This is a genomic window from Mesorhizobium sp. L-2-11 (assembly GCF_016756595.1).
Taxonomy (GTDB): Bacteria; Pseudomonadota; Alphaproteobacteria; order Rhizobiales; family Rhizobiaceae; genus Mesorhizobium.
Genome location: NZ_AP023259.1, coordinates 135709 through 159092, shown reverse-complemented (window position 1 = coordinate 159092; position 23384 = coordinate 135709). Strand labels below are relative to the sequence as shown.

Annotated in this window: 14 protein-coding genes and 4 pseudogenes; 6 read left to right on the top strand and 12 right to left on the bottom strand. The window is 60.9% G+C overall.

All coding sequences use genetic code 11. The annotated features are described in order from the left end of the window. Positions 1-5: 5 nt before the first annotated feature. Positions 6-1829, bottom strand: a complete 1824-nt coding sequence (locus JG739_RS33520; protein WP_244750029.1) for a type IV secretory system conjugative DNA transfer family protein — start codon at positions 1827-1829, stop codon at positions 6-8. 35 nt (positions 1830-1864) lie between these two features. Here JG739_RS33520 and JG739_RS33515 point away from each other — a divergent pair. From JG739_RS33515 to JG739_RS33505, 3 genes and pseudogenes are all read left to right on the top strand, one after another. After that, positions 1865-2845: pseudogene (locus JG739_RS33515) on the top strand (IS30 family transposase); the annotation flags it as partial. A gap of 109 nt (positions 2846-2954) precedes the next feature. Next, a complete protein-coding gene (locus JG739_RS33510; protein WP_199202850.1) occupies positions 2955-4118 on the top strand; it encodes an IS4 family transposase in 1164 nt (387 codons plus the stop codon). 28 nt (positions 4119-4146) lie between these two features. After that, a pseudogene (locus JG739_RS33505) lies at positions 4147-4575 on the top strand (IS30 family transposase); the annotation flags it as partial. Positions 4576-4858: 283 nt separating this feature from the next. Here JG739_RS33505 and JG739_RS33495 read toward each other — a convergent pair. Continuing rightward, on the bottom strand, positions 4859-5365 hold the full coding sequence (locus tag JG739_RS33495) for a conjugal transfer protein TraD (RefSeq protein ID WP_199202985.1): 507 nt from the start codon (positions 5363-5365) through the stop codon (positions 4859-4861). Positions 5366-5614: 249 nt separating this feature from the next. Here JG739_RS33495 and JG739_RS33490 point away from each other — a divergent pair, with 249 nt between their 5' ends. Further along, the gene (locus tag JG739_RS33490) at positions 5615-9058 is read left to right on the top strand and encodes an AAA family ATPase (protein WP_199202849.1); all 3444 of its coding nucleotides are present in this window, start codon (positions 5615-5617) and stop codon (positions 9056-9058) included. A 356-nt stretch (positions 9059-9414) separates the two neighbouring features. Here JG739_RS33490 and JG739_RS33485 read toward each other — a convergent pair whose 3' ends face one another. The 5 genes from JG739_RS33485 to groES form a co-directional block, all read right to left on the bottom strand. Continuing rightward, on the bottom strand, positions 9415-10443 hold the full coding sequence (locus JG739_RS33485; RefSeq protein ID WP_199202848.1) for an alpha/beta hydrolase family protein: 1029 nt from the start codon (positions 10441-10443) through the stop codon (positions 9415-9417). Positions 10444-10511: 68 nt separating this feature from the next. Continuing rightward, positions 10512-11096 carry a recombinase family protein gene (locus JG739_RS33480; protein ID WP_199202847.1) on the bottom strand — a complete coding sequence of 195 codons (585 nt, stop codon included), beginning with the start codon at positions 11094-11096 and terminating at the stop codon, positions 10512-10514. Positions 11097-11338: 242 nt separating this feature from the next. Beyond that, positions 11339-11689, bottom strand: a complete 351-nt coding sequence (locus tag JG739_RS33475) for a hypothetical protein (RefSeq protein ID WP_199202846.1) — start codon at positions 11687-11689, stop codon at positions 11339-11341. Between the two features lie 121 nt (positions 11690-11810). Then, entirely contained in the window at positions 11811-13457 is a 1647-nt protein-coding gene (gene groL, locus JG739_RS33470; protein WP_199202845.1) for a chaperonin GroEL, read from the bottom strand. A 65-nt stretch (positions 13458-13522) separates the two neighbouring features. Beyond that, positions 13523-13819, bottom strand: a complete 297-nt coding sequence (gene groES / locus JG739_RS33465; RefSeq protein ID WP_010913529.1) for a co-chaperone GroES — start codon at positions 13817-13819, stop codon at positions 13523-13525. Between the two features lie 496 nt (positions 13820-14315). Between groES and JG739_RS33460 the strand changes: the two genes are divergently transcribed. Together JG739_RS33460 and JG739_RS33455 are read left to right on the top strand one after the other, a co-directional pair. Beyond that, positions 14316-14579 (top strand): DNA -binding domain-containing protein, encoded by a 264-nt coding sequence (locus JG739_RS33460; protein ID WP_199202984.1) that lies wholly within the window; start codon positions 14316-14318, stop codon positions 14577-14579. Positions 14580-14944: 365 nt separating this feature from the next. After that, positions 14945-15530: pseudogene (locus JG739_RS33455) on the top strand (HPP family protein); the annotation flags it as partial. On the opposite strand, the pseudogene JG739_RS33450 reads toward JG739_RS33455, so the two are convergent. The 5 genes and pseudogenes from JG739_RS33450 to JG739_RS33430 all read right to left on the bottom strand — a co-directional run. Continuing rightward, positions 15511-15896, bottom strand: a pseudogene (locus JG739_RS33450) (transposase); the annotation flags it as partial. The pseudogenes JG739_RS33455 and JG739_RS33450 overlap by 20 nt on opposite strands. Before the next feature lie 243 nt (positions 15897-16139). After that, positions 16140-18560: a bifunctional diguanylate cyclase/phosphodiesterase gene (locus JG739_RS33445; protein WP_199202844.1), complete on the bottom strand. Its 2421-nt coding sequence runs from the start codon at positions 18558-18560 to the stop codon at positions 16140-16142. Positions 18561-19089: 529 nt separating this feature from the next. Next, positions 19090-19392 (bottom strand): DUF982 domain-containing protein, encoded by a 303-nt coding sequence (locus JG739_RS33440; RefSeq protein WP_199202842.1) that lies wholly within the window; start codon positions 19390-19392, stop codon positions 19090-19092. Positions 19393-19434: 42 nt separating this feature from the next. Further along, a protein-coding gene (locus tag JG739_RS33435) for an IS630 family transposase (protein ID WP_446720497.1) occupies positions 19435-20378 on the bottom strand; the annotation gives its coding sequence in 2 pieces (ribosomal slippage) (positions 19435-20042 and positions 20042-20378; 945 coding nt in all). A 616-nt stretch (positions 20379-20994) separates the two neighbouring features. Continuing rightward, positions 20995-22953, bottom strand: a complete 1959-nt coding sequence (locus tag JG739_RS33430) for a putative bifunctional diguanylate cyclase/phosphodiesterase (protein WP_199202840.1) — start codon at positions 22951-22953, stop codon at positions 20995-20997. Positions 22954-23384 lie beyond the last annotated feature (431 nt).

Genomic DNA, 23384 nt, shown 5'->3' with positions numbered 1-23384 from the left:
CCGCCTCAACCCGACTGAGCCTGGGGCGCGAAACGGTTCTGCGCGACCTTAGCGACCATTTCGGGTCTGCGGAAATAGATGGCGCGGCCGCAGCGCAGCGGTTGTCTGCCCTGGACGAAAACGAACTGCTCGTCGGCCCGGGCGTCGGCGAGGATTTCTGAGACGGTCGCCAGCCTTCGGCCGCGTTCGGATCTCTGTTCCGACGCGCCAGTCGAGGCGGTCCCGATCTCGAGCGGTCTTGCGCTTTTTCCGCGATTTGTTGTCGCCGAGCTCAACACCACGCCGTGTTCGCCCAGCGCCTCGGAGACAACGCGAGCCTGTTCGAGCGAGCCGATCGCCGCATAGGATCGCCAGGAGGCACTTTCGAACCAGGCGCTCTTGCCGCCGTCGCCCCACTGCTCGCGCAGTTGTCCCTCGGACTGATAGAGCATGACCAGTGTAATGCCGTATTTGCGGCCGGCATCGCGGGCGCGGGCCAGTGAGGTCATGTAACCGAGGCGTGCGACCTCATCGAGCAGGAAGACGACACGTCCGCCGGGCAAGACGCCGTCGGCCTCATAGACGGCATTCAGCAGCGCGCCGACAACGACGCGGGCGAGCGCCGGCGTCGATTCCAGCACCTTCATCGGGATGTTGATAAAGAGATCGAGATTGCCGGAAACGAGATCGCCAGTGCGAAAACTGTTGCCCGACACCAGTTTCGCATAGGCGGGATTGGCGAGCCATTCGGTCTGCTCGCTCATGTTGCCGTAAACACCGGAAAAGGTTTCTGCGACCAGTCCCATCAGCTGGCCGGCGAGATGGCGGGCGCGATGCGAGGAGGAGTGTTCAAAAATGCGCGCCAGTTCTTCGCGCATTTTCTGCTCCGGCAGAGCGAGGCGTTCCGCCAGCGTGACGAGGTTGCGTCGGTCGTCCGACAGGTTTTTGTCGAACACGATGTCGGAAAGCAGGGCCTCGACAATGGCCTTGCCACGGCCCTCGAAAAAGGCCTTGCCGGAGGCGCCGTGCGGCGCGTCACGGGTGGCTGACACTTTCTCCCCACAAATCCAGTCGACGACCGAGCGGATGTCGCCGTCGATGAGCGGCGACCCTTTTTCCAGCCAGTCGAGCGCATTGAAGGCTCCGGTGCCCTTCATCGGATCGATTGATACGCCGCGCCGGCCCATCGCCGTACGCGCGCCAGTGAGCATCGGCGCCAGCTCGGCGGAGGGATCGAGGGTGACGATCGGGCCACGCCAGGTGAGCAGCGTCGGCACGCAGACGGACACGGTTTTATAGGCGCCCGAGCCGGCGAAGACGAGGCCATGGGTGCCGCCCCAGGAGAGGTCGAAAGTGAGCAGAGGCGACTTGCCGCCCTTGCCCCAGCTTTTTGGTTCGCGCGGATCAAACTTTTGCCCCCGCCGCGCGGGCGCATCCTGATCGACGCGGTAGGCTTCGCCGACGACGACGCCGCCAAGATCTTTTGTGCCCGGTGACCTGTTGGCGCCGCCAAAGAGATTTTGCGCTTCGCGAATGTCCATCCAGTCGGCGTGGCCAAAAATGTCGGACGATGCGCGCTCGACCGGTTTGACGTCGTGGGCGCGCAGTGATTTGCCCATCAGCATCCTGATGCCTGCGACGGTGGCGAGAAAGCCGATGACGGCGGCGTAGAAGACGGACATATCCGCCGTATTCAAAATGGCGAGCCAGGGATAGGTCGGCCTCAGCTCGAGCAGTCGTGTCGCTTCCGGCCAGACAGTGAAAACCGTTGCGGCGGCCATGCCCAACACGCCGGCGATGGCAGTGAGGGGCAGCACCATGCCGGATCGGCGCAGCAGGGGCGGATTCAAGCGGTCGTCGCAACACCTAAACGAAGGAGGTTGCGATGGGCATCCAAAAGCGACGATCACACCGTTCTGGACGAGCGCCGTTGCCGTCACCGGGACGTCCGCCAGTGGCGGAGAGATCTGAACTCCAGCGATTCTGGTTGGGGATCGCGCAAGGAATGACAAGCGAAGATGCTGCGCTGGCTGCTGGTATGTCGCAGCCTGTTGGAACCAGATTGTTCCGACAGGCGGGTGGCATGGCACCAGCGATGTTCAGATCTTCGAGCAAGCCGCCGTCCGGGCGGTACCTCTCGTTTGTGGAACGTGAGGAGATCGCACTACTTCGCGTTCAAGGCCTTTCGAGACGCGAGATCGGTCGCCAACTTGGCCGATCCGCCTCAACCATCTCCCGCGAGCTACGACGCAATGCCGCGACGCGCAGCGGTGGCCTGGAGTATCGTGCATCGACAGCCCAATGGCATGCCGAGCGATCGGCCCGTCGACCCAAACCGACCAAGCTTGCGCTCAACACGACCTTGCGCACTTATGTTGAGCAGAGACTGGCCGGCGTCGTCATGACTCCGAGCGGCGCTCCCGTTCCGGGTCCCGCCGTTTCGTGGAAGGGCCGCCGGCATGGCCCGCGAAAGAATCGGCGGTGGGCCACGGCCTGGAGCCCGGAACAGATTGCCCGACGCTTGCCGATCGACTTCCCGGACGACGAGACGATGCGCATCAGCCACGAAGCCATCTATCAGGCCCTTTTTGTTCAGGGCCGGGGAGCGCTACGCCGCGAACTGTCGGCCTGCTTGAGAACGGGGCGCGTGTTGCGGGTCCCCAGGGCGCGCGTACGCGGGCGAGGCAAGAGCTTTGTCTCGCCGGAGATCATGATCAGTCAACGCCCCGCCGAAGCGGTCGATCGCGCGGTGCCGGGTCACTGGGAGGGAGACCTCATCCTTGGTCTTGGCAGCTCGGCGATCGGCACGCTGGTTGAGCGTACGACGCGCTTCACGATGTTGCTGCATCTTCCCCGACTTGCAGGGCTGTCCGGGGAAAGTTTTGAGTGAATCGAAATGCCACATGTGCATGCCCCGTAAAACGGGGTTTGTCCGTCTTTTCTCTGGTTGTCGAGACTCAGAAAAGGAACGGGGCATGCGCTTTGCACCTAGCATCTTCGGGCAGCTTCTTGAACCCATCGATCGGCGTCAATTCCAAGCAATTGTGGATCGCCACGACGGGGATGCGTACGACAAATCGTTCAGAAGCTGGGATCATCTGGTGGCGCTGATCTATGCCCAGTTCTGCGGCAGCAGCAGCTTGCGTGGCCTGGAAGCCGGCTGGAACGCCAACAGCCAGCATCATTATCACCTGGGCAGCGGTCCGTTGATGCGTTCGACCTTGTCGGATGCCAACAGACGGCGTCCGGTCGCCATCTTTGCCGAGGCGTTCGGTCTGGTGGCGAACCTGCTCGACAGGCAAATGCGGCGCGAGGGCGAAGCAATGCTGCGGCTGATCGACTCGACCCCCATTCCGCTCGGCAAACTGTGCGATTGGGCCAAGTCGAACGGGCGCATTCGCGGCATGAAGGTGCATGTCGTCTATGACCCGAAGACCGACTGTCCGCGCGTCCTCGACATCACCGACGCCAACGTCAACGACGCCCAGGTCGGTCGCCAGATCACGATCGAAGCTGGAGCGACCTACGTGTTCGACAAGGGCTACTGCCATTATGGCTGGTGGACGGCGATCGCCGAAGCCGGATCGATCTTCGTGACGCGGCCCAAATCCAACATGAGGCTGGCGCTGCTGCGTGATCGCCCTATAGCCGAGCCGCAGGGCGACGGCTTCCTGGTTGTGGAAGACAGTGAGGTAAGCTTGGTCAGCAAGGCTGCTTGCAAGCTGCCGATGCGGCTGCGTCGCCTGCGCGTTCAGCGCGAAACGGGCGACACCATCACGCTTTTGACCAACGATCTGGAGCGCTCTGCCGTCGAGATTGGACGGCTTTACAAAGGCCGCTGGCACATCGAGCTTCTGTTCCGATGGATCAAGCAGCACCTCAAGATCCGCAAGTTCCTCGGCAACAACGGCAATGCAATCCGCCTGCAACTCTTTGCCGCAATGATCGCCTTTGCGCTGCTGCGCATTGTCGCGCGCACCCGCCGCGTCACTATTCCTATCTTGAGGTTCACAGAACTGGTCGCTCAATACTTGTTCGGGCGGCGGAAACTGCACACCATCGATAAGCCGCCACCGGTCAATCCAAGCCGACCAAGGGACCGAGCCTCTCCCAATCAGATGGCCTTCATTTATGAATAACTTTCCCCGGACAGCCCTGCGACTTGCGGGGCATGGCGAAGCTCCGCGCATGAAGAATGGCCCTGCTCTCGCGGGACACGGAGCTGAAGCCGTGCGTGACGCGATTACGCGCACCATCATCACCTTGCCCGAAGAGTTGCGGCGTTCGCTGACCTGGGATCAGGGAGCCGAAATGGCTCAGCATGATCGTCTCAAGATCGACGCGGGTGTCCAAGTCTACTTCTGCGATCCGCAAAGCCCATGGCAGCGTGGCACCAACGAGAACACCAATGGACTGCTGCGTCAGTACTTCCCGAAAGGCACCGACCTGAGCGTCCACAGCGCCGACGAGATCGCCGCCGTGGCCGTGGCCCTCAATGCCCGACCGAGAAAAACTCTGGGATGGAAAACACCCGCAGAAGCGCTTGACGAGTTGCTGTCGCGAGTGAACACAATCGGTGTTGCGACGACCGCTTGAATCCGCCAGGAGAGCCGCCGCCATTGTGATGGCCGGTCCGAACAGCGCGATCGATGGCCATGCCGCGTAACCAAGTCTGTAGATCACCGATGCCGGCGACAGACCAGTCCGATACCAGTCGAGCAAGGCGTCGCCCCACAGTGCATGCGCGTAGCGCCAGGCCGGGTACCAGATGACGAGCGGCAGGATGGCGACGGCTGCCTTGAATAGTGTCTTGACGAGATCGTAGGACAGCCGCCCGAACATTTTTTGCCCCCCGCGTCAGTGCCAATGGCCGTTCGGATCAAGATTTTGTGTTGCGCTCGCGATCGGACTCTGCCGCGGAATGAACGCGCCGCACGCTGCCGCTCTGTTCCGCGGCAAGTGCTGCGACGACGTCGTGATCCGCCAGCCCTTCCCAGTGCTGCATGACTTTGTTCCAGCGCAGGCCGGCGCCGCGCAGGCGGGTCGCGAATGGGGTCGGCAGCGGTGCAGGGAAGATGACGATCAACGGTTCGGTTGTTGCGTTCTTGCCGACCGTAGCCTGATCGAGCGCGGTTTTGCCAGCCTTCGTCCACCCGGCGATTTTTGCCCTGTCGCCTGCGTCAGCAGCAAGCGACAACAACGCACCATAAAGGGCGGTTTCCTCCAGGTCCAATAATCCGGCGCGCTCGATGAGGGTCCCGGCTTCGACGAGGCGGCGGGTGCGCTGCTTGCGTTCGTCCGCCTTGAGTTTTGCCTCCTGCTGGGCGAGTTTCGCCCGCTGCTGCTCCAGGCGGCTCATGCGTTCGGCAAGTGAGGTGCGGGCCATGAGGAGACTCTCCGTATTTTCTCCGTCCACCAAGCCCGACCGGATTTTGCCAGCCGAAGCCAGGCTCTGCAACCCCCTTTTGTACGCGCTGTGGGCTGCAACCGGCGCCCCACGCAGCTTCCGCAGTTCCGAGTTCTGCCACGTTGCCACGGGTGTGTCCATGGCAGGCCCTCTCGATTTGTCCAGACGCAATATGCATTCTTCGAATGCTTGCTTGCGTCGGGCCGCCGGTGATGGCATCCTGCGGCAATGGCCATCGCTTTCGCCCGTGCCCGCTACATCTCCCGCTCTGACGGCGGCAGCGCGGTGCGCTCGGCCGCCTATAACGGCCGCGAGGCGATCAAGGCGCAGCGGACGGGGGAGGTGTTTTACTTCAAGCACCGCGAGGCGCCGGACCATCACGAGGTGCTTTTGCCGGATGGCGCGCCGGCGGAACGGGCATCGAGCGATGCGCTGTGGAACGCGGCCGAGGCCATGGAAAAGCGCAAGGACGCGCAATTGGCGCGTGAGCTCGTGTTGGCGCTGCCAGCCAATCAAGAGCTTGGTCATGACGATCGCGTCGAACTGGCGCGGTCCTTCGCGCTGGAGCATTTTGTCTCGAAGGGGCTCGCGGTCCAGCTAGACGTCCATGCGCCGCACGGGGCGGAGAGCGAGGGCGAGCGGGCCAATCATCATGCGCATTTGTTGATCACGACACGGCGGCTGGACGAGAACGGGTTCGCAGCAAAAAAAGCGCGCGATCTCGATCCGGTGATCAAGCGGGGCGGCGGCCGCGCGATTGTCGCCGAGGGCGAGGCCTGGGGGCAATTGTGGCGCGATCATCAGAACGGGTACTTTGCCGAGCAGGGGCTTTCGATCCGCGTCGATGCAACGAGCGCGGTGCCACAGGAACATATCGGACCGATCCGCATGCGCACGCCGGGCGCGGAAGCGAATGTCCTGGCCGAGCAGATCAGGCGAGCGAACGAAGAAGCGGCGCGCGATCCCGAACATGTGCTGGCTGTCTTGACGCGCAACCAGGCGAGTTTTTCCGAATACGATCTCGACCGGCATCTGAAAAAGCACATTCAAGACGAGGGCGAACGCGCGGATGTGAAGGGCAAAGTGCTCGGGCTTGACGATGTGCTGGCGCTGCATGACCGGGAGACAGGCGAGCGTGCAGGGCGCTGGACAACGCGGGCGGTGCGCGACCAGGAGATTTTGGCGCTTGCCGATGGACGGCGCGTGGCAGGAGGCGGGCATCGCGCTATCGGCGTTGGGGATCGGGACCGTGTGATGTCAGCGCGGGAGCTACGTGCGGATCAGCTTGCCGCGTTCGATCATGCGACTGGGTCCGGCGGGCTAAAAATAATCGAAGGGCGGGCCGGTACGGGAAAGAGTTTTGCGCTTGGCTCCATTCGGGAGGCGCATGAGGCGGCGGGTTACCGGGTTGTCGGCCTGGCGCCGACAAATGCCGTGGCGCAGACGATGAAGGAGGATGGCTTTGCGCGCTCATCAACCGTTCATGCCGAGCTGTTCCGGCTGAAGAACGGACGCGCGCAGTGGGACCGGCGCACTTTGGTCGTGGTCGACGAGGCGGCGATGATGGACGCCAAGGTGACCGGCGAGGTGTTGCGCGAAGCCCGGTTGTCGGGCGCCAAGGTTGTGCTGGCCGGCGACGACCGGCAGCTCGGCTCGATCGAGCGCGGCGGGCTGTTCACCGAACTGAAAAAAGACCACGGCTCGGCCGAGATCACCCAGATCACCCGCCAGAAGGTCGACTGGCAGAGAGAGGCGGCGCACGATCTTTCGGACGGTCGCTTCGAAGACGCGCTGCGGGCCTTTGCCAGAAACAAGGCGGTGGTATGGACGTCGAAGCAGGATGAATTGCGAGAAAAACTGGTCGAGCGATGGGCCAAGGATGCTGCTTCCAATCCGTCGGCATCGCGGTTCGTGTTCGCCTACACCAACAAGGATGTCGATGCGCTGAACAAGGATTTGCGCGCGGTGCGTCGCGAGCGTGGTGAACTCGGCGAGGATTTTGTGTTTACCACCAAGCATGGCGAGGCCGCGTTCGCGGTCGGCGACCGGGTGCAGTTCACGGATACGCTGAAAGGCGCTGGCATCTACAACGGCAACGCCGGCGTGATCACCAACATTGACCGGAACTTTGGCCGCATCGGTGTCGTGCTCGATGCGGCGGCAGGCCGTGAAGGGCGCAAGGTCGAATGGTATGCGTCGGAGTTTTCTGGATTCCGGCACGGCTATGCCGGCACCATCTACAAGGGCCAGGGCAAGACGCTCGATCATACCTATCTCATGCACACGCATCACTGGCGGGCGGCGTCGAGCTATGTCGCGCTGACGAGGCAGCGTGAGAGCGCGACGATCTTCGTGGCGACGCAGACTGCGCGGGATTTGCGGCAGCTCGCCCGCCAGATCGGCCGCAACGAGATCAAGGCGGCGTCGGTGGCCTATGCGACGCGCGATGAACTGAGCGCGGAACAACGGGCGAAGCTGGACGAGGGACGGGCGGCGGAGAATGCTCGGCCGGCGTTGCATGTTGGGCAAGTTCAGGATGGCCGGGAAAAGGAGCAGCAGCCGATGGCTTCAGTTGTCGAAGAGGCACGCGCGGGTACGCTTCGGACAGATCCGCGCACACCGGAAATGCAGGCCGGCGCAATCGCAGGGGACGCGGAGAATCAGCGCCAGGGTACTGAGCATCAAGGCGCAACGCCTGAGCCCGTCGTGGCGCAGAAGTCAAAAAAGGCAGGAAACAGCGATCGTCGTGGGCCAGCCGATGATCGGGCCGTCGCAGGCAAAACCGAAACTCGGCAGTCTGTTCCAGGCGCCAGAAATGAAGAGGGATCGCCCGGCACCACGGCCGACCGGCCAGCGGACGTGAGGGTGCTGATAGCTGCATTCCAGGATGTGAATGCTGGTGGCAATCGCCGCGACAGCCTTGGGCGAGCGCTCGACGAACGAAGCATCGCTGCTGCTGTCAGTCGCGATGCGGATGTACAGCGCGAGCGCGACGCTCGCCCGATCTATCTGGAGACCGCCTACCGTGATCCGAAAGCGGCAACCCAGCGTCTCGATGACATTATCGCGCGGGACGGACCGACAAGTGCTGCGCTTCGTCTATCGGCGGATGAAGGGCTGCTTGGCGAACTCCGGGGCAGGGAAGGGTTCTTCGCCGGCGCTAAGGCGCGTGAAGAGCGGGAGGCAGCTCATAGAGCAACCGAGGCGATCGGTCCGAACATTGTCCGGACCGCCGAGTTCGAGAACCGGGCCGCGCAGGCCTATCGCGGTGATGTGGAAAAGCAGATGAAGGCTGACGCGGTGGAGGTAAGGGATGTTTCGGATCGGGCGAAAGCCGCGCTCGGAAAAATTGCGGTGGCCAAGGATGATCGCGAGCGGGCGGAGGCGTTCAAGGCGGTGTCAGCGGATCGCGAGATTGGACGGGAAATTGCGCTGTTTCGGAAATCGGTCGAGGGACGTTTCGGTGAAGACGGCGCACGCGAAATTGCTCGTGCGACAGCCTCGAACAAACCGTTTGAACATCCATCCGTGCCGAAATCCGAACAGGGCAGGTTGGGTGAGGCCGCCAAGCTCTATTCCGCGGCCCGATCTGGTGAAGTCGCGTCCAGGCAACAGGCCGAAACTGAGCGTCTTGCAGCGCGAGAATCGCAGTCGACACGGCTGAAACAGTAGGGAAGCGCCGGGGGCCGGCTGTCGTTATCCCGTCGGCGTCGCAGGCCGCGGCGAATGACTACTCTTTAGGCAAGGTGGTCGTTCATTGTCACAAATGGGCCCGGTGCAGTTCAGAGCTGTAGATCAGCAATCGGCGAGTTGCCAAAGATGCTCTTGTACTCTCAGCTGAACTGCGAGGGCTGAGGTCGCGCGATGCACCTTCAGGAGCCGGGCGACCTCGGCCGGCTTGATATCGTCGTTGATGAGCTGTCGCGCATGCGCGACCTGGTCGGGGGAGGGCAGGGGAAAGGGCAGGTGGCAGTCCCAACCGCATCCCGCGCGCCCTGGCCGCGATCCGGCGCGGGGCATCAAATAGCTCAAACTTCCCTAAAGTCGTAGCGAAACCCGCGAACCTCCCAAAGCTCCGACAGGGTCGGGGTTTCTTTCAAAAAACGAAGAACCTTCCGAGCCGCGATCAAATTGTAGGGGAACATTCCAATAGATGCGTGCCCACAATTCAGCCGCACGACCTCAGGTGGAAGATTGCACTTCGCCAGCAACTCAATGAGACGCTCAGAGCCTCCTGGGCGCGCAACCGTATCGTCCTTACCGAGCAAGAACATCAAATCCAGACGAGGACGTGTAAGGCCGAAAAGATGCTTCTCTAGATCGATGAGACCCCAAGCGGTTCTTAGCCCTTCCAGTGACATGGACGGTTCAATACGACCACGTAAGGCCGTCATGGTCTCCGCAGTCCAGACGAGATCAGCAGGGCTTCCCGGCGATACCATGAGAACCGCCTTATCAACCTTCTGCTCTTGGGCAGCAACGAGACCCGCAACAGTGCCACCCAAACACATTCCTACAACCGAGATTTTCTGATACCCCTGACTATAAAGCCAACGAACAATCTTACGGCCATCTAAAACAGCCTGTCTCATCGACTGGACGGTGCGCCCTAAATTCGCGTTGAAAAGTTTTTCCTCAGAATAGTCATTCGAAGCCCGCCCAAAATGATACGGAAGTGTAGCTTCAATAATCGTTATACCCTTTCCAGCGAAGTATTTGGAAAACTCCGGATATCGGCTCCGAGCATACCAATGATGGAACACAACAAGCGCATGCTGTTTCAATCCGCTATCCGTAACAACGCATTCAAACGTGTTGTTCGCCTGGTCTTCAGTTGAAATATCAGATTGGAAGATAACACTATCAGCTTCTTCCCTTAACGGAGTGGCTGGCAATATAGGCGCGAAAAACGCCTCGCCCTCGGAAATTTTATTGAAGGCCAATTCGTCAGAACCATCGCAAGAATATGGAATCGCCTTATCATGAATTCGCCTCTGACGTTCCAATGATCGCAGGATGTGCTTACGATCATAACGGCGCGCTAGATAACGGAACATTTTCTCTCCTTTTTCTTTGCAGGTTGGAAACCTTCATCATGAAACCAATGCTGAAATCCCACCGGACTTCATTCGCCCGACAAAGGCGCGGCTGGACATCCCTCCACGCTATTTAGCGCCCTATAAAGGGTTGCTCGATGCACCTTCAGGAGCCGTGCAACCTCAGTCACTGGCTTGTCCTGGGCGATGAGCTGACGGGCGTGCGTGACCTGGTCGGCCGATAGAGTAGGGGAGGGACCGAACCGCACTCCACGTGCCCTGGCCGCGATCCGGCCGACGCTGGTGCGCTCCACGATCAAGGATCGCTCGAAATCCGCAACGCCGGCGAACATGGTCAACACCATGCGGCCCGCCGGCATCGTCGTGTCGGCCCATGGCTCGGCCAAAGATCGCAAGCCGGCCTCGGCCTCCCTGATCCGCTCGGCAATGTCGAGAAGGTCGCGCGTCGATCGGGCGAGGCGGTCTAGCCTGGTGACCGTCACCACGTCGCCGGGTTGCAAATGGTCGAGGAGCTTCACAAGCTCGGGCCGATCGCGCTTTGACCCGGAAACCTTTTCCTCAAAGAGGCGAATGCAGCCGGCCGCGCCAAGCGCCGCGCGCTGCTGGTCGACGTCCTCGCCCTGGGTGGAGACCCGGGCATAGCCAATCATCATGGTCGGGTTTCCTGTCGCAAGTTATGTCGCAACGACAATTACCACTTGCGACAAAGACATGCGACACAAAAACTGCCTGATTTTCAGGGCAGACGGCCGATCTGTCGCAGGTTTTAGGAACTATGCGACGCAGCAACGATCTGCCGAATAATGGGGAAATAAGGGAGACGTCGCTCTGGACAACCTGATCCGGAAAGGCGCCGCGACGCTCTGAGGGTAGAATGCTGGCCAAACCAAGTGTCCTATTCGCAAACCACGCGGTACCGCTTGCCGGGCTCGCTGACGTTCTTGCAGGCAAGCACCTTGTGCGGCTCGGAAGAGGAGAGCGGCGGACTTGCGGCCCGCCATACGACTCTCTTTGATGTCTTTTGACTTGCCGAACGGCGCGGTTCGAGCCTCTCCGGCTCCTGTGGCGCAACCGGAAACACGCTGGTTTCGATCTGTTGCTGCTGCAGGCGTGGCGGCTCTTTGTCAAAGAATCGCCTGGCATCAAGCGATCTCGGAATAATCACCGTACCATCATCGCTGTGCGCGCAGCCGCTGCCCAACAGTAAGGCCAGCCCCAGGAAAAAAGGCAGTATCCGTCCAAACATAAGCATAACCCTTGGCGGGCATCTACCCCGGCTTGCGGGTCGCCGACAACCGGCGCAATGGACACGAAGAAAGGGCGGCATTGCTTGCCGCCCTTTCCGAGATTGTTGAGTTGCGTGGACCTCAGAAGCCGCCGCCGCCCATGCCGCCGCCGCCCATGCCGCCAGGCATGCCGCCGCCAGCCGACTCCTTCTTCGGAGCCTCGGCGATCATGGCTTCGGTGGTGACCAGCAGGCCGGCGACCGAGGCCGCATCCTGCAAGGCCGTGCGAACGACCTTGACCGGGTCGACGATACCCATGGCGATCATGTCGCCATATTCGCCGGTCTGGGCGTTGTAGCCGAAGGTCGCGCCCTTGTTGTCGAGGATCTTGCCGGCAACGATCGAGGCTTCCGCGCCGGCGTTGGCCGCGATCTGGCGGGCCGGAGCCTGCAGCGCACGACGCACGATGCTGATGCCAGCGGTCTGGTCGGAGTTTGCGCCGACAGCGTTGATGCTCAGCGAAGCGCGCAGCAGGGCAACGCCGCCGCCGGGAACGATGCCTTCTTCGACGGCTGCGCGTGTCGCGTTCAGCGCATCGTCAACGCGGTCCTTCTTTTCCTTGACTTCGACTTCCGTCGCGCCGCCGACGCGGATCACCGCAACGCCGCCCGCGAGCTTGGCGAGACGCTCCTGCAGCTTCTCCTTGTCGTAGTCCGAGGTGGTCTCCTCGATCTGCTGCTTGATCTGGGCGACGCGGCCCTGGATCTCTTCCTTCTTGCCGGCACCGTCTACGATGGTGGTGTTCTCCTTGGAGATCGACACCTTCTTGGCGCGGCCGAGCATGTCAAGGCCGACGTTCTCGAGCTTGATGCCGAGGTCTTCCGAGATGACCTGGCCACCGGTGAGGATGGCGATGTCTTCCAGCATGGCCTTGCGGCGATCACCGAAGCCCGGCGCCTTGACGGCGGCGATCTTCAGACCGCCACGCAGCTTGTTGACGACCAGCGTGGCCAGGGCCTCGCCTTCGACGTCTTCCGAGATGATGAGCAGCGGCTTCGAGGTCTGCACGACGGCTTCGAGAACCGGCAGCATCGCCTGCAGGTTGGAGAGCTTCTTCTCGTGCAGCAGGATGTAGGCGTCCTCGAGATCGGCAACCATCTTGTCGGCGTTGGTGACGAAGTAGGGCGAGAGATAGCCGCGGTCGAACTGCATGCCTTCGACGACTTCGAGTTCCGTCTCGGCGGTCTTGGCTTCCTCAACCGTGATGACGCCTTCGTTGCCGACCTTCTGCATCGCTTCCGCGATCATCTTGCCGACCGACTCGTCGCCATTGCCGGCGATTGTGCCGACCTGGGCAACCTCTTCCGAGGTCTTGATCTTCGTGGCGTTCTTGATCAGCGTCGAGACGACGTCGCTAACCGCGAGGTCGATGCCGCGCTTCAGGTCCATCGGGTTCATGCCGGCGGCAACAGCCTTGTGGCCTTCCTGGACGATCGACTGCGCCAGAACGGTTGCGGTCGTGGTGCCGTCACCGGCGATGTCGTTGGTCTTCGAAGCAACTTCGCGGACCATCTGTGCGCCCATGTTTTCGAACTTGTCTTCAAGCTCGATTTCCTTGGCGACGGTGACGCCGTCCTTGGTGATGCGCGGGGCGCCGAACGACTTGTCGATAACGACGTTGCGGCCCTTGGGGCCGAGCGTCACCTTCACCGCGTCGGCGAGGATGTTGACACCGCGCAGCATGCGCTCGCGGGCGTCACGGGAGAATTTTACGTCTTTGGCAGCCATTTTGTACTCCTGGGCATTTCGCCCGAAATTCAGATTGGATGGTACGGATGAAAGGCAGCGGCGTGTTAGCCGATGATGCCCATGATGTCGGCTTCCTTCATGATCAGAAGGTCTTCGCCATTGAGCTTGACTTCGGTGCCCGACCACTTGCCGAACAGGATGCGGTCGCCGGCCTTGACGTCCAGCGGAACGAGCTTGCCGGCTTCGTCGCGGGCGCCGGAACCGACGGCGATGATCTCGCCTTCCTGCGGCTTTTCCTTTGCCGTGTCGGGTATGATGATCCCGCCGGCGGTCTTGGATTCGGATTCGACTCGGCGAACGACCACGCGGTCATGAAGCGGCCGCAAATTCGACTGTGCCATTTTTACTATCCCTGGTGCGCAGGTTGAAAGGTTCTCCGTTGCCGGAGGGTGGTTAGCACTCGCTATTGGGGAGTGCTAAGATGATCGTGAGATAGGCTGTAGGTTCGTACTTAGTCAAGACGGGCGGGGGGACGGACCGGAGGGCAAAAGATGTGGAATCGGCGCGGAAGCCTGCCCCCGTTACGGTGCATCCAACTGCCTAAGCGAGCGTTTCGGCGTAAGTTCTGGGCCGACTTTCGTCTGTGTTAAAAAATGTGAAATTATGTGAAATTAACGGCCGAGCAGTCGGCCGGAATCGACGGCCAGCCGAACAGTCTTGAGCCTTTTGCAATTCATCCCTAACCTCGGGTTGCATCGCCAAAAGGAGCGCTCATCGCTTCGGCAGGCACTTGCAGAGCATGATCGGGAACGTCGTGTTGAGGCGATATTCCCTCGGGTTCGGGTAGCCTATCGAAGCGAGATCTTCGACCAGTTGCTTACGGAGCTCGATATCGTGATGAAATACCCAGACGTTGAATCAGGTCTTAAAGATGAAGTCCCTTGGTCGGACAGCCTGACCGCGTACGACAAGGAGCACTTCACGACCTACATGAGGTTTCTGGATGCGTCCGCCGACGATGCCAGCTATGAGGAGATGGCGCAGGTCATCCTCGGCATCAATCCGGCGGAAGAGCCGCAACGCGCGCGGAGAGCCGCGAGAAGCCATCTCGATCGGGCGAACTGGATGATGAAGACCGGTTGCAAGGAGTTGTTCGCCTAAATGAGGGTGAACGGGCGGCGACACACGCTGCTTGTTCAGACGTGATCACGGCGTCCGCCACAAGAATGGCGTGACATCCGGGCCTGCGGGAATACAGGCTTCCGCCGACGTCTATTCATTGTCAAACTCCGCTCCTCGTATAGGCGGAAGATTCGCTGCGCCGATGCGTCTGTGCGTGGCCGTGCAGGTCAGCGGCGGCCGCAGTAGCGGAGTCGGCTTGCTCGCCTACTGGGGGACTTCTCGCCGCTACTTTCTCTTGAAATCGTCATCGCCCTGACAAGAGCGCGACGCTGCGCGAGCGGCTGCTCGCCTGCATCGGGGCCACGATCAGTATTGCGTTGACCGGCGTGATCAGGGGGATCGCCATGGCGCGGCGGGCCACATGTGGCGCTGCTCGTGGCCCCGATGGGCGCCTCCGCCGTCCTGCTCTTTGCCGTGCCGTCAAGCCCGCTCGCGCAGCCCTGGTCTATCATCGGCGGCAATTCGATCTCGGCACTGGTCGGCGTGACGGTTGCGCTTTTCGTGCAGGACCCGGTGAACGCGTCGGGCCTCGCTGTGGCGCTGGCAATCGCTGCCATGTCATTCACGCGTAGCCTGGATCCGCCGGGCGGTGCCGCGGCGCTGACGGCCGTGCTCGGCGGACCGGCCGTGCTCAGCTTCGGCTTCCTGTTCCCGCTGGTGCCGGTGGCGCTGAACTCGACAATTTTGGTGGCGCTCGGCTTGGTCTTCCACCGGCTGTCACGGCGCAACTATCCGCATGTCCATGCACCCGCCGCCAGCAGCCACGGCACCACCGATCCGCCGCCCGCGAAGCGCGTGGGCTTCCGTCCCGAGGATGTCGATGCGGCACTCGCTGCTTTGGACGAAACTTTCGTCGTTCGGGCCGACGGCTTCCTCCCGGCCTTCCCGCAGCTTCGCCTTCACACGCGCGGCGGCGGGACTTGTAGTGATAGGTCGACGTGTCGAACTCCAGAACCCGGCATGCCCGTCGGATCGAAACGTTCCACTCATCACACGTCTCCGCCACCAGCTCGCGTTTGCGACCAGGCCTCACAGTTTTCGGCGAATGACGTCCTGCAGCATCTCCTTGTCCAAGGACAGATCGGCCACCAGCTTCCTGAGCTTGCCGTTCTCGTCCTCAAGCTGCTTCAGCCGCTTCATCTTGGTCGGCAGCAGTCCGTCGTATTTCTTCTTCCAGTTGAAGTACGTCGCCTGGCTGATCCCCGCCCGACGACAGATCTCCGCGACGGGAATTCCGTCCGACCCCTGCTTCAGAATGAACGCCTTCTGCGCGTCCGAGAACTTCGATGCCTTCATCGTCTTCCGCTCCTCCCAGCCAAGGGATGTTACCGCGGAAAACTCCGCTTTCGAACGATCCAGTTTTCAGGGATCAGAGCATTTCTGTTACGCCGTGTGGTGCGGGCTGAGCAACCGGCGGAGGCGCGGAGCCTTCGATCAGCACAGCAGTGACTATGAACCACGCTTGGCGCAGCGCAACGCGTCAATGACGGCCCGGGGAGCCAGAGCTTATCACCACCAACGTGCGACCCGCTTACGCGCTTAGGCCGCGCTGTTCTTGATCACGCGCAGTTCGTGGTTCCCCAGCCGCCGGGAAGCGGCGGCCCTACCATTGCCGATCGTGTGCTGAGCGAAGTCGGAAATCGGGCAGGGTCGGCCAAGTAGGTAACCCTGGATCGCATCGCAGGCTTCTTGCCGCAGGAAGGTCAGCTCCGCGTCCGTTTCAACGCCCTCGGCCAGGACCGGGAGCTTGAGGCCCCGAGCGAGGCCAAAGACCGCACGCATGACGGCAGCCGCCTCATCGCTGGTATCCACCGCCCGCACTAGAGACTGATCGACTTTGATCTTGTCAAACGGGAATGCCCGCAGATTCGATAGCGACGAGTATCCGGTGCCAAAATCATCCATGGCGATTTGAACCCCAAGGCTTTTGAGCTGACGCAAGACAGCGAGCGCCCGCCCGATATCCTTGATCAGGCAGGTTTCGGTAATTTCCAGCTCGAGGCGGGACGGATCGAGACCGGTTTCTTTCAGCACTGCCCCGACCAGCTCGGATAAATTTCCGCCGTGGAGTTGCATAGCCGAAACGTTGACGCTGATTGCCAGCGGTTGTTGCCAGCTTGCCGCTTCGGCGCAGGCGGTCCGGAGCACCCATTCACCGATCTTCAGAATGGCGCCACACTCTTCAGCGATCGGGATGAACACCGCCGGCGGAACGGCGCCGCGTTCAGGATGATCCCACCGGAGCAGCGCTTCGAAACCGAAGACCTCGTTGGACACGAGTTGCGCCTGCGGTTGATAGACGAGGCGGAGTTCCTTGCGCGAGATCGCGTGACGGATGTCGTGCTCGAACTGACGGCGATCGCGCAGATGCTCACCCATGGCCGGCTCAAAAACGCAATAAAGGCCACGCCCCTGCATTTTGGCCTCATAGAGCGCAGCATCGGCATGGCTCAAAAGCGTCTCCCGATCGGGTGCATCGTTCGGGAATACAGCGATGCCAAGGCTGGTGCCGATGGTGACGCCGGCGGGCAGGTTGCCGCCTGTGTCGTTGAATGCGTCCAGGATGGCCTCAGCAGTGCGCGTCGCATAGCCCGCGCTCGGCAGACCGGGAACAATCACAGCGAACTCGTCGCCGCCCAGGCGCGCAACCATCTGCCCGGGCTTAAGGACGCCTCGGATCTTCTCGGCCACGCACTGCAGCACGGCGTCTCCGACGAGATGGCCGAAGAGGTCGTTGATCTCCTTGAAGCGGTCGAGATCGAGGAAGAGGACGGCAAGGCACCGCTCAGCGCCGCGATGCGTCGCAAACTCGGCCTCCAGCTTTTCGTTGAAGCTCGTGCGGTTTGGAAGCTTGGTCAAGGGATCGTGGTGGGCAAGGAAATGAATTTCCTCCTCCGCCCGCTTGCGCCCGCGGATATCGCGCACGGCAAGAACCTGGTGTTGCTTGCCGGCATAGAGCATGCTGTGCCGGATCAGCTCAACCGGGACCGTACTGCCGTCCGTCGCGCATAGCCCCACCTCCAGCGGCGTTTGTGCAGTGCCCGTGAACTCGCCTTGGGAAACCGTGGGAAAGAAGGACGCGAGCGGGCGGCCGGCTGGCTGAGAGCCGTCGACGCAGGCAAGCGCGGCGAAACTGCGATTGGCTGCCACGATCTCGGTTTCGTTACAAACGATCAGCCCCTCGACGGCCGCGTCGGCCAGCTCCTGCATACGCGCAGCCTCCCCGGCGCGACGGAGATCGCGCACATCGAGGGCGAGGCCGATGATGGCCAAAAGGATGATGAGGATCGAAACGATGGCTACGCCAGCCGCCATCCAGTCCGCAGGCAACGCCGTTGCGGAAATGACAATGCGCGGGTCTGGCATGATTGCAGCCGCGGCCATCGCCGTGAAATGGTGGCAGCAAATCGCTACCGTCAACACGAGGGCGCCGAGCGACTTCCACTTGACCGTGTTGGCGTGAAGGGCAACCGGCAATGCGGCCGCGCCGAACAGCCCGCCAAGAATGATTGACGCGGCGACGAGCGGCAGATCCCACACGACGCGGCCCGCGATCTCGAATGCGGCCATGCCAGTGTAGTGCATCACCGCGATGCCGCCTCCGACGATCGCACCGCCGAGCCAGCGTCCATGTGGAACGCGTGGCGAGATGCCGATCGTGAGACCCGTGCCGGTCAAAGCGATCGCGGCCAGCAACGACATGATCGTCAAGGCGATGTTGTAGCCGCTCGGTACGGCGGGCTGGAAGGCCAACATAGCTATGAAATGCGTCGCCCAGATGCCGAAGCCGGTGGCGACCGCGGCGACGGCTAGCCAGATCCGTCGCATCTCGCTTTCACTGCGCCCGACATGGTGGAGGAGGTTCACGGCCGTGAAGGAAGCCAGGGCGCAGATAAAGGCCGCTAGCGCGACCAGACGCAGATCATGCTGCGTCGCAATGCAAGTGTAGACTTTCAACATGCACTTCCCCCAGGCAGGATGATCACCCGTCTGGCGAGATATCTACGGCCAAAACTTGAACAAAACGCTTAAGCGGAAAACCCGCTTCGAGCTGGCGCTTGCGGTCGACGATGTCAGGCGGAGATCCCGTGCAGGGGCTAATCGCTGCGCAGCATCTTTGCTTCAAGTGCGGCTGCCACGAAAGCTTTTCGAAGAGCTAGTGGAAGGGCCTCACCACGCAATCCTGCAGACAGGCGTCCATCGCTGCCTTCCGTTGCTCGGTCTGATCATGAAGATCGCGCAGCAGGATAGCGGCTGCATCACTAACATCGAACACGATGCGCTCTGAGCTATGGCGGCTAACCTGAACAACGACCCGCCTCTCAAATCTGCATAAGCCGGTCATCTCCGCGCCCCAAGGCGGCTATGCGGCAATAGGCTCAGCTCGTCTTCTTCCCGAGCCGAGCGTGGTTCCCGCTGCGATCGTGAAATCTCTACGCAAGGCCCTCTCGACGTGCCCTGCGCCAGCCTCACTTGCGTCGCCGACGGCCTACGCGCGCACTTTTCCACTGCCCGACTTGCAGGCTGCGAGCCACTGCATGGCGGAGGTTGCATCTTCCAATATGGCGGCCTGTTTCGCAAAACCGAGAAAGGCGTTGCGCGCTGCGCTAACAAGTTCTCGCCCAGCGTGTGCCTCATAGCACGCCCTGAGGGCGGCATCGTGAGCCAGGTCTCTCCGATCTTCTGGCCATTCGTTTAGGAAATCGATAGCGTCGGCAAGACTGGCAATCTCCTGCACGATGTATGCTGCACGTTTCACGAAAAGTGGGCTACTGAAAGCCTCCGGGCTCATTCGTTCCTCCCCATCCTGCTGAACCGCTAGAGCGGGATGAGATTACCTGCGGTCATAGCCTGAGTTTGCGAAGTAATTTGAGCACTCGAGCGGTGTGACGCGGTTGAGAATCTGGCCGATGGCGTTGCAGACCGTTTCAACGGTGCGCTTTGCGGCCTTTCGCAGCCAGTGCTTGAGCTTGGCGAAGAGCTGTTCGATCGGATTGAGGTCAGGCGAGTATTTCGGCAGGAAGAAGAGCCTCGCGCCGGCCTTTCGGATGGCGCGACGCACGGCCTTGCCTTTGTGGCTGCCGAGATTGTCCATCACAACGATGTCGCCCGGCTGGAGAGTGGGCACGAGAACCTTCTCGACATAGAGGAGGAACCTCTCGCCGTTGATCGGCCCGTCGATGAGCCAGGGCGCTTCGACGCGATCATGACGCAGCGCAGCCAGAAAGGTCATTGTCTTCCAGTGGCCATTGGGAACTTTGGCCTTGATCCGCTGTCCGACCGGTGCCCAACCCCTGAGCGGGGCCATGTTGGTCTTGGTCCAGGTCTCGTCGATGAACACCAGGCGGGCGGGGTCGATCCGGTCCTGATACAGAACCCATTGCCTCCGTCGGCGCGCAACATCGGGACGATCTTGCTCGGCGGCGATCAGCGTCTTTTTTTGTGAGACAGCTTCTCGGCGTGCACGAACTCCCACACCGAGCGGTAGTCAACCTTCAGGCCACGCTCGCCAAGTTCGGCCACAAGCCCGCGCAAGGTGAAGTCCTTCTCCCGGCAGCGCTCGACAAGCCAGTCGCGCCACGCTCCCGATATCTTCTTCGGCTTGTAGCCGCCCACTTGGCGGGGCGCCACGCTCCCCGTCTGTTCCACCCGCTTCAGCCACTCGATCGCCGCGCTGTAGCTGACGCCAAATCGAGCAGCCGCCGCGCGCCGCGAAAGCCCTTCAACCTTGACCGCCGCAACAACCCGTTCGCGCAGGTCCATTGAATATCCAACCATCAATGCTGGCCTCCTGCCCAGCAGCAAGGTTGAATCAGATCATCGCTGATTTGGGAATCCCACGACTCCCATAAATCTCATCCCGCTCTAGTTTGCGTTAACAGGCGCCTCATCGCACCCGCCGACGATTGCAAAATGTGTTGTCAGGGCAATGACGGTTCAAGGGGGAAAGCAGCGGTGTGATGCTCCCCGGTAGGCCAGCAGGCCGAACTGCTGCAAGAGCGGCTCATCAGGTGGCAAAAAAATCGACATCGTTGCGACCATTGCGGACGAATAATTTTTGTATCCTCCGGCGTTGACCCACCACCAGGATGCGGCTCCGACCTCTCCGGAAAAGTCTGGCGCATATGAATGCCGGTCGATCGCGCGATCTCCGAAACACTAGACTTAGACTATCGTCAGCCTCAAACGTCGCTGCGACCAGCCGCTCCTTTGCCTCCGAGACCACCGCCGGCGCTGCTCGGCCGACGTGATCACCTCGATCGGATGCTTCGTCACAGGGCTATTCGCAGTGCTTGCACAGGACTTGCGGCCTTCAGCCTGCCTGAGCAAGGCAACGTGACCGTCGAGATACGAGACAACCAGACCATCGCCGCAAAAGTGCCGGTCCTGCTATTCAAGTACCTAGCTCCTGACCCACCGGCTCCGCGGCAATGCCAGGAATTTCGCTTATCCGGACAGGCTTTCCGATTAAATAGCCTTGAGCTTCATCACATCTGACGCATCGCAGATAGTCGAGCTGTTCGGGAGTTTCTACGCCTTCGGCTGTTACCTCAATTCGAAGCTCATGCGCCAACTCAACCAAGGATCTTACAATCGCGGCACAGTCCGCATCGGTGAGCATATCCTGGACAAAAGATCGGTCGATCTTGAGGCGCGAAAGAGGCAATTTACGAAGATAAGTCAGTGATGAATAGCCGGTGCCAAAATCGTCAAGAGCAACTGTGACGGATAGCGAAATTAACGATTGTAATAATGAAATCGTTTCTTCAAAATTCGAAATCAGCACAGTTTCTGTGATCTCGACCTCGAGTCTTCGGGGCTCCAACCCGGCTTCAGCCAAGGCCACTACAATTCCATCAAGCAAGGCCTTGTTCTTAAGCTGCACCACCGACAAGTTGACGGAGACCCGCAAGTCGCGCGGCCAGCGCGCCGCTGCCAAACAAGCCGTTTTGACGACCCAGTGTCCGATGGAGTGAATCAAACCCGTTTCTTCAGCGATGGGTATGAACTCCGACGGAGAGATCGGGCCAAGGGTCGGATGCTGCCACCGCAGAAGCGCTTCAAAACCTCGGATGCGATCGCTCCCGAGGTCGAGAAATGGTTGAAATGCGAGCCAAAGCTGGTCATTGGTCAGCGCAGATGGCAGATCGCGTTCAAGAGCATGGCGCCTTGCAGCAGCTTCATCGTCGTTTGCGCTGAAAAACTGAATGGAGCCCGCCCCCAGCGTCTTGGCCCTGTATACCGCGGTGTCGACGCACCGCAGGAGTTGGTTGGCATCCAAACCGTCAGCGGGGGCCAAAGCGACACCTATAGAGGCCCTGCAATATATTTCGCGCCCTTCGATCAAGAACGGGGCGCGCATGGCCTCTATGATCTGTTTGGCCAAGGACCTGATCTGATCTGGCCTGATATCGCGCGTAGCGATTATTGCAAATTCGCCGCCCTCCAACCTGGCAATGCCATCGCTCTCCCGCGTCGATCTCCGAAGTCTCGCAGCTACTTCGACCAAAAGGGCATCCGCCATGGCTCGGCCAAAGCGATCATTCACCTCGGCAAAGTTGTTAAGATCGAACAAAAGCAACGCACAGTGCTGGTCAAACTGCTTTGCGTCCGCCAACGCGTTCTCCAGCCGCTCGTTGAAGCTGAACCGGTTTGGCAGTCTCGTTAGAACATCCCTGCGAATGGCATTTTCGCTTTCCGCTTGCAGAATGAAGCGTCGGGTAAATTCGACCGCGTGGGCAAGCACTGCACGAAACAGCGTGATGGCGTAGCTCACTATCAGGATTGCGACGGGCAGATTGACTGCGTCTCCCACCCACACAATGGCAACCGCCGAACCGACGAAGATGGGCAGCGTATACGCGATGGCCGCAACAGGAATCGTGGAAAAAGAAGCGGCACCGCCTGCGATCATCCCGGCGCTCAGGCAGGTAATGACGACCTGGGCTGCGTTTGTTGCCCCACCGAAGAACAGAACGGGAAGGGCTCCCCACCAGGTGCCGAACAGGAACGCGTTCCGCACCAGGTTTTGCGTTGTTCGGCGAGACACTGACCTTGGTTTGACTGACTGAAATGATGATCTCGCTCTTAGGCCTACGAACCCGGCGGCGACGATGATAACACTCGCCCAGAGGATGGATTTCGTCTGGTCCGGGGAGCCCCAAAGCGCCATGACAAGAGTGGCCGCATTGAGTATGTTCGCAGCCATACCAAGAGGCGTGTTGCGAAGCACGATACTGACCTGCTCCGCCCTGATTCGGCCGGCAAGTGGTTCGATCGTCGAGGGGCCGCCAAAAAAACGCAGGTCTCCCGCCAGAAGATCACCGAGCCTTGCGGCAGACAGACGCTGCATCACTCTTTCACCCCCCGCGCGAGAATAGTTAGCTGCGTGTTGGTCCCCTAGCACCGAACAATTCGGAAAAAGTAAATTCAAACCGCAAAATTTGGACAACCCGGTTGGGAACCAAAGAGGTTCCTGAATTCGAAATAATGAAAAACCCGGGGACGACTGCAGGTCAAGAGAGCGCGCATCCTCCATAAGCAAAGATTGGTCTTAATGGGTCAACATGTGACCAGCACAGCACTTACTCTGCGGTGATCGAGGCGGGCAGCAGGGGCAGCATTGTTGGAATGCGAAGCCCGCGTGGACCGAGGGGGCGTCTGCCGTCCCCGCCTTCCCCCAAAGTTGAGAGGGGGCTGGAACATACCCAAATGGCGCAATCGATCTTGTGCACGTAGATGTTTGGCACGCGCTGCGGATTCCGAGATCATCGCGCGCACCGT

Coding starts and splice junctions, on each gene's coding strand:
- JG739_RS33475 (WP_199202846.1), bottom strand. CDS start 11,689: ATGTTTGGACGGATACTGCCTTTTTTCCTGGGGCTGGCCTTACTGTTG.
- groES (WP_010913529.1), bottom strand. CDS start 13,819: ATGGCACAGTCGAATTTGCGGCCGCTTCATGACCGCGTGGTCGTTCGC.
- JG739_RS33480 (WP_199202847.1), bottom strand. CDS start 11,096: ATGATGATTGGCTATGCCCGGGTCTCCACCCAGGGCGAGGACGTCGAC.
- JG739_RS33495 (WP_199202985.1), bottom strand. CDS start 5,365: ATGGCCCGCACCTCACTTGCCGAACGCATGAGCCGCCTGGAGCAGCAG.
- JG739_RS33445 (WP_199202844.1), bottom strand. CDS start 18,560: ATGTTGAAAGTCTACACTTGCATTGCGACGCAGCATGATCTGCGTCTG.
- JG739_RS33440 (WP_199202842.1), bottom strand. CDS start 19,392: ATGAGCCCGGAGGCTTTCAGTAGCCCACTTTTCGTGAAACGTGCAGCA.
- JG739_RS33430 (WP_199202840.1), bottom strand. CDS start 22,953: ATGCAGCGTCTGTCTGCCGCAAGGCTCGGTGATCTTCTGGCGGGAGAC.
- JG739_RS33485 (WP_199202848.1), bottom strand. CDS start 10,443: ATGTTCCGTTATCTAGCGCGCCGTTATGATCGTAAGCACATCCTGCGA.
- JG739_RS33460 (WP_199202984.1), top strand. CDS start 14,316: ATGAAATACCCAGACGTTGAATCAGGTCTTAAAGATGAAGTCCCTTGG.
- JG739_RS33490 (WP_199202849.1), top strand. CDS start 5,615: ATGGCCATCGCTTTCGCCCGTGCCCGCTACATCTCCCGCTCTGACGGC.
- groL (WP_199202845.1), bottom strand. CDS start 13,457: ATGGCTGCCAAAGACGTAAAATTCTCCCGTGACGCCCGCGAGCGCATG.
- JG739_RS33510 (WP_199202850.1), top strand. CDS start 2,955: ATGCGCTTTGCACCTAGCATCTTCGGGCAGCTTCTTGAACCCATCGAT.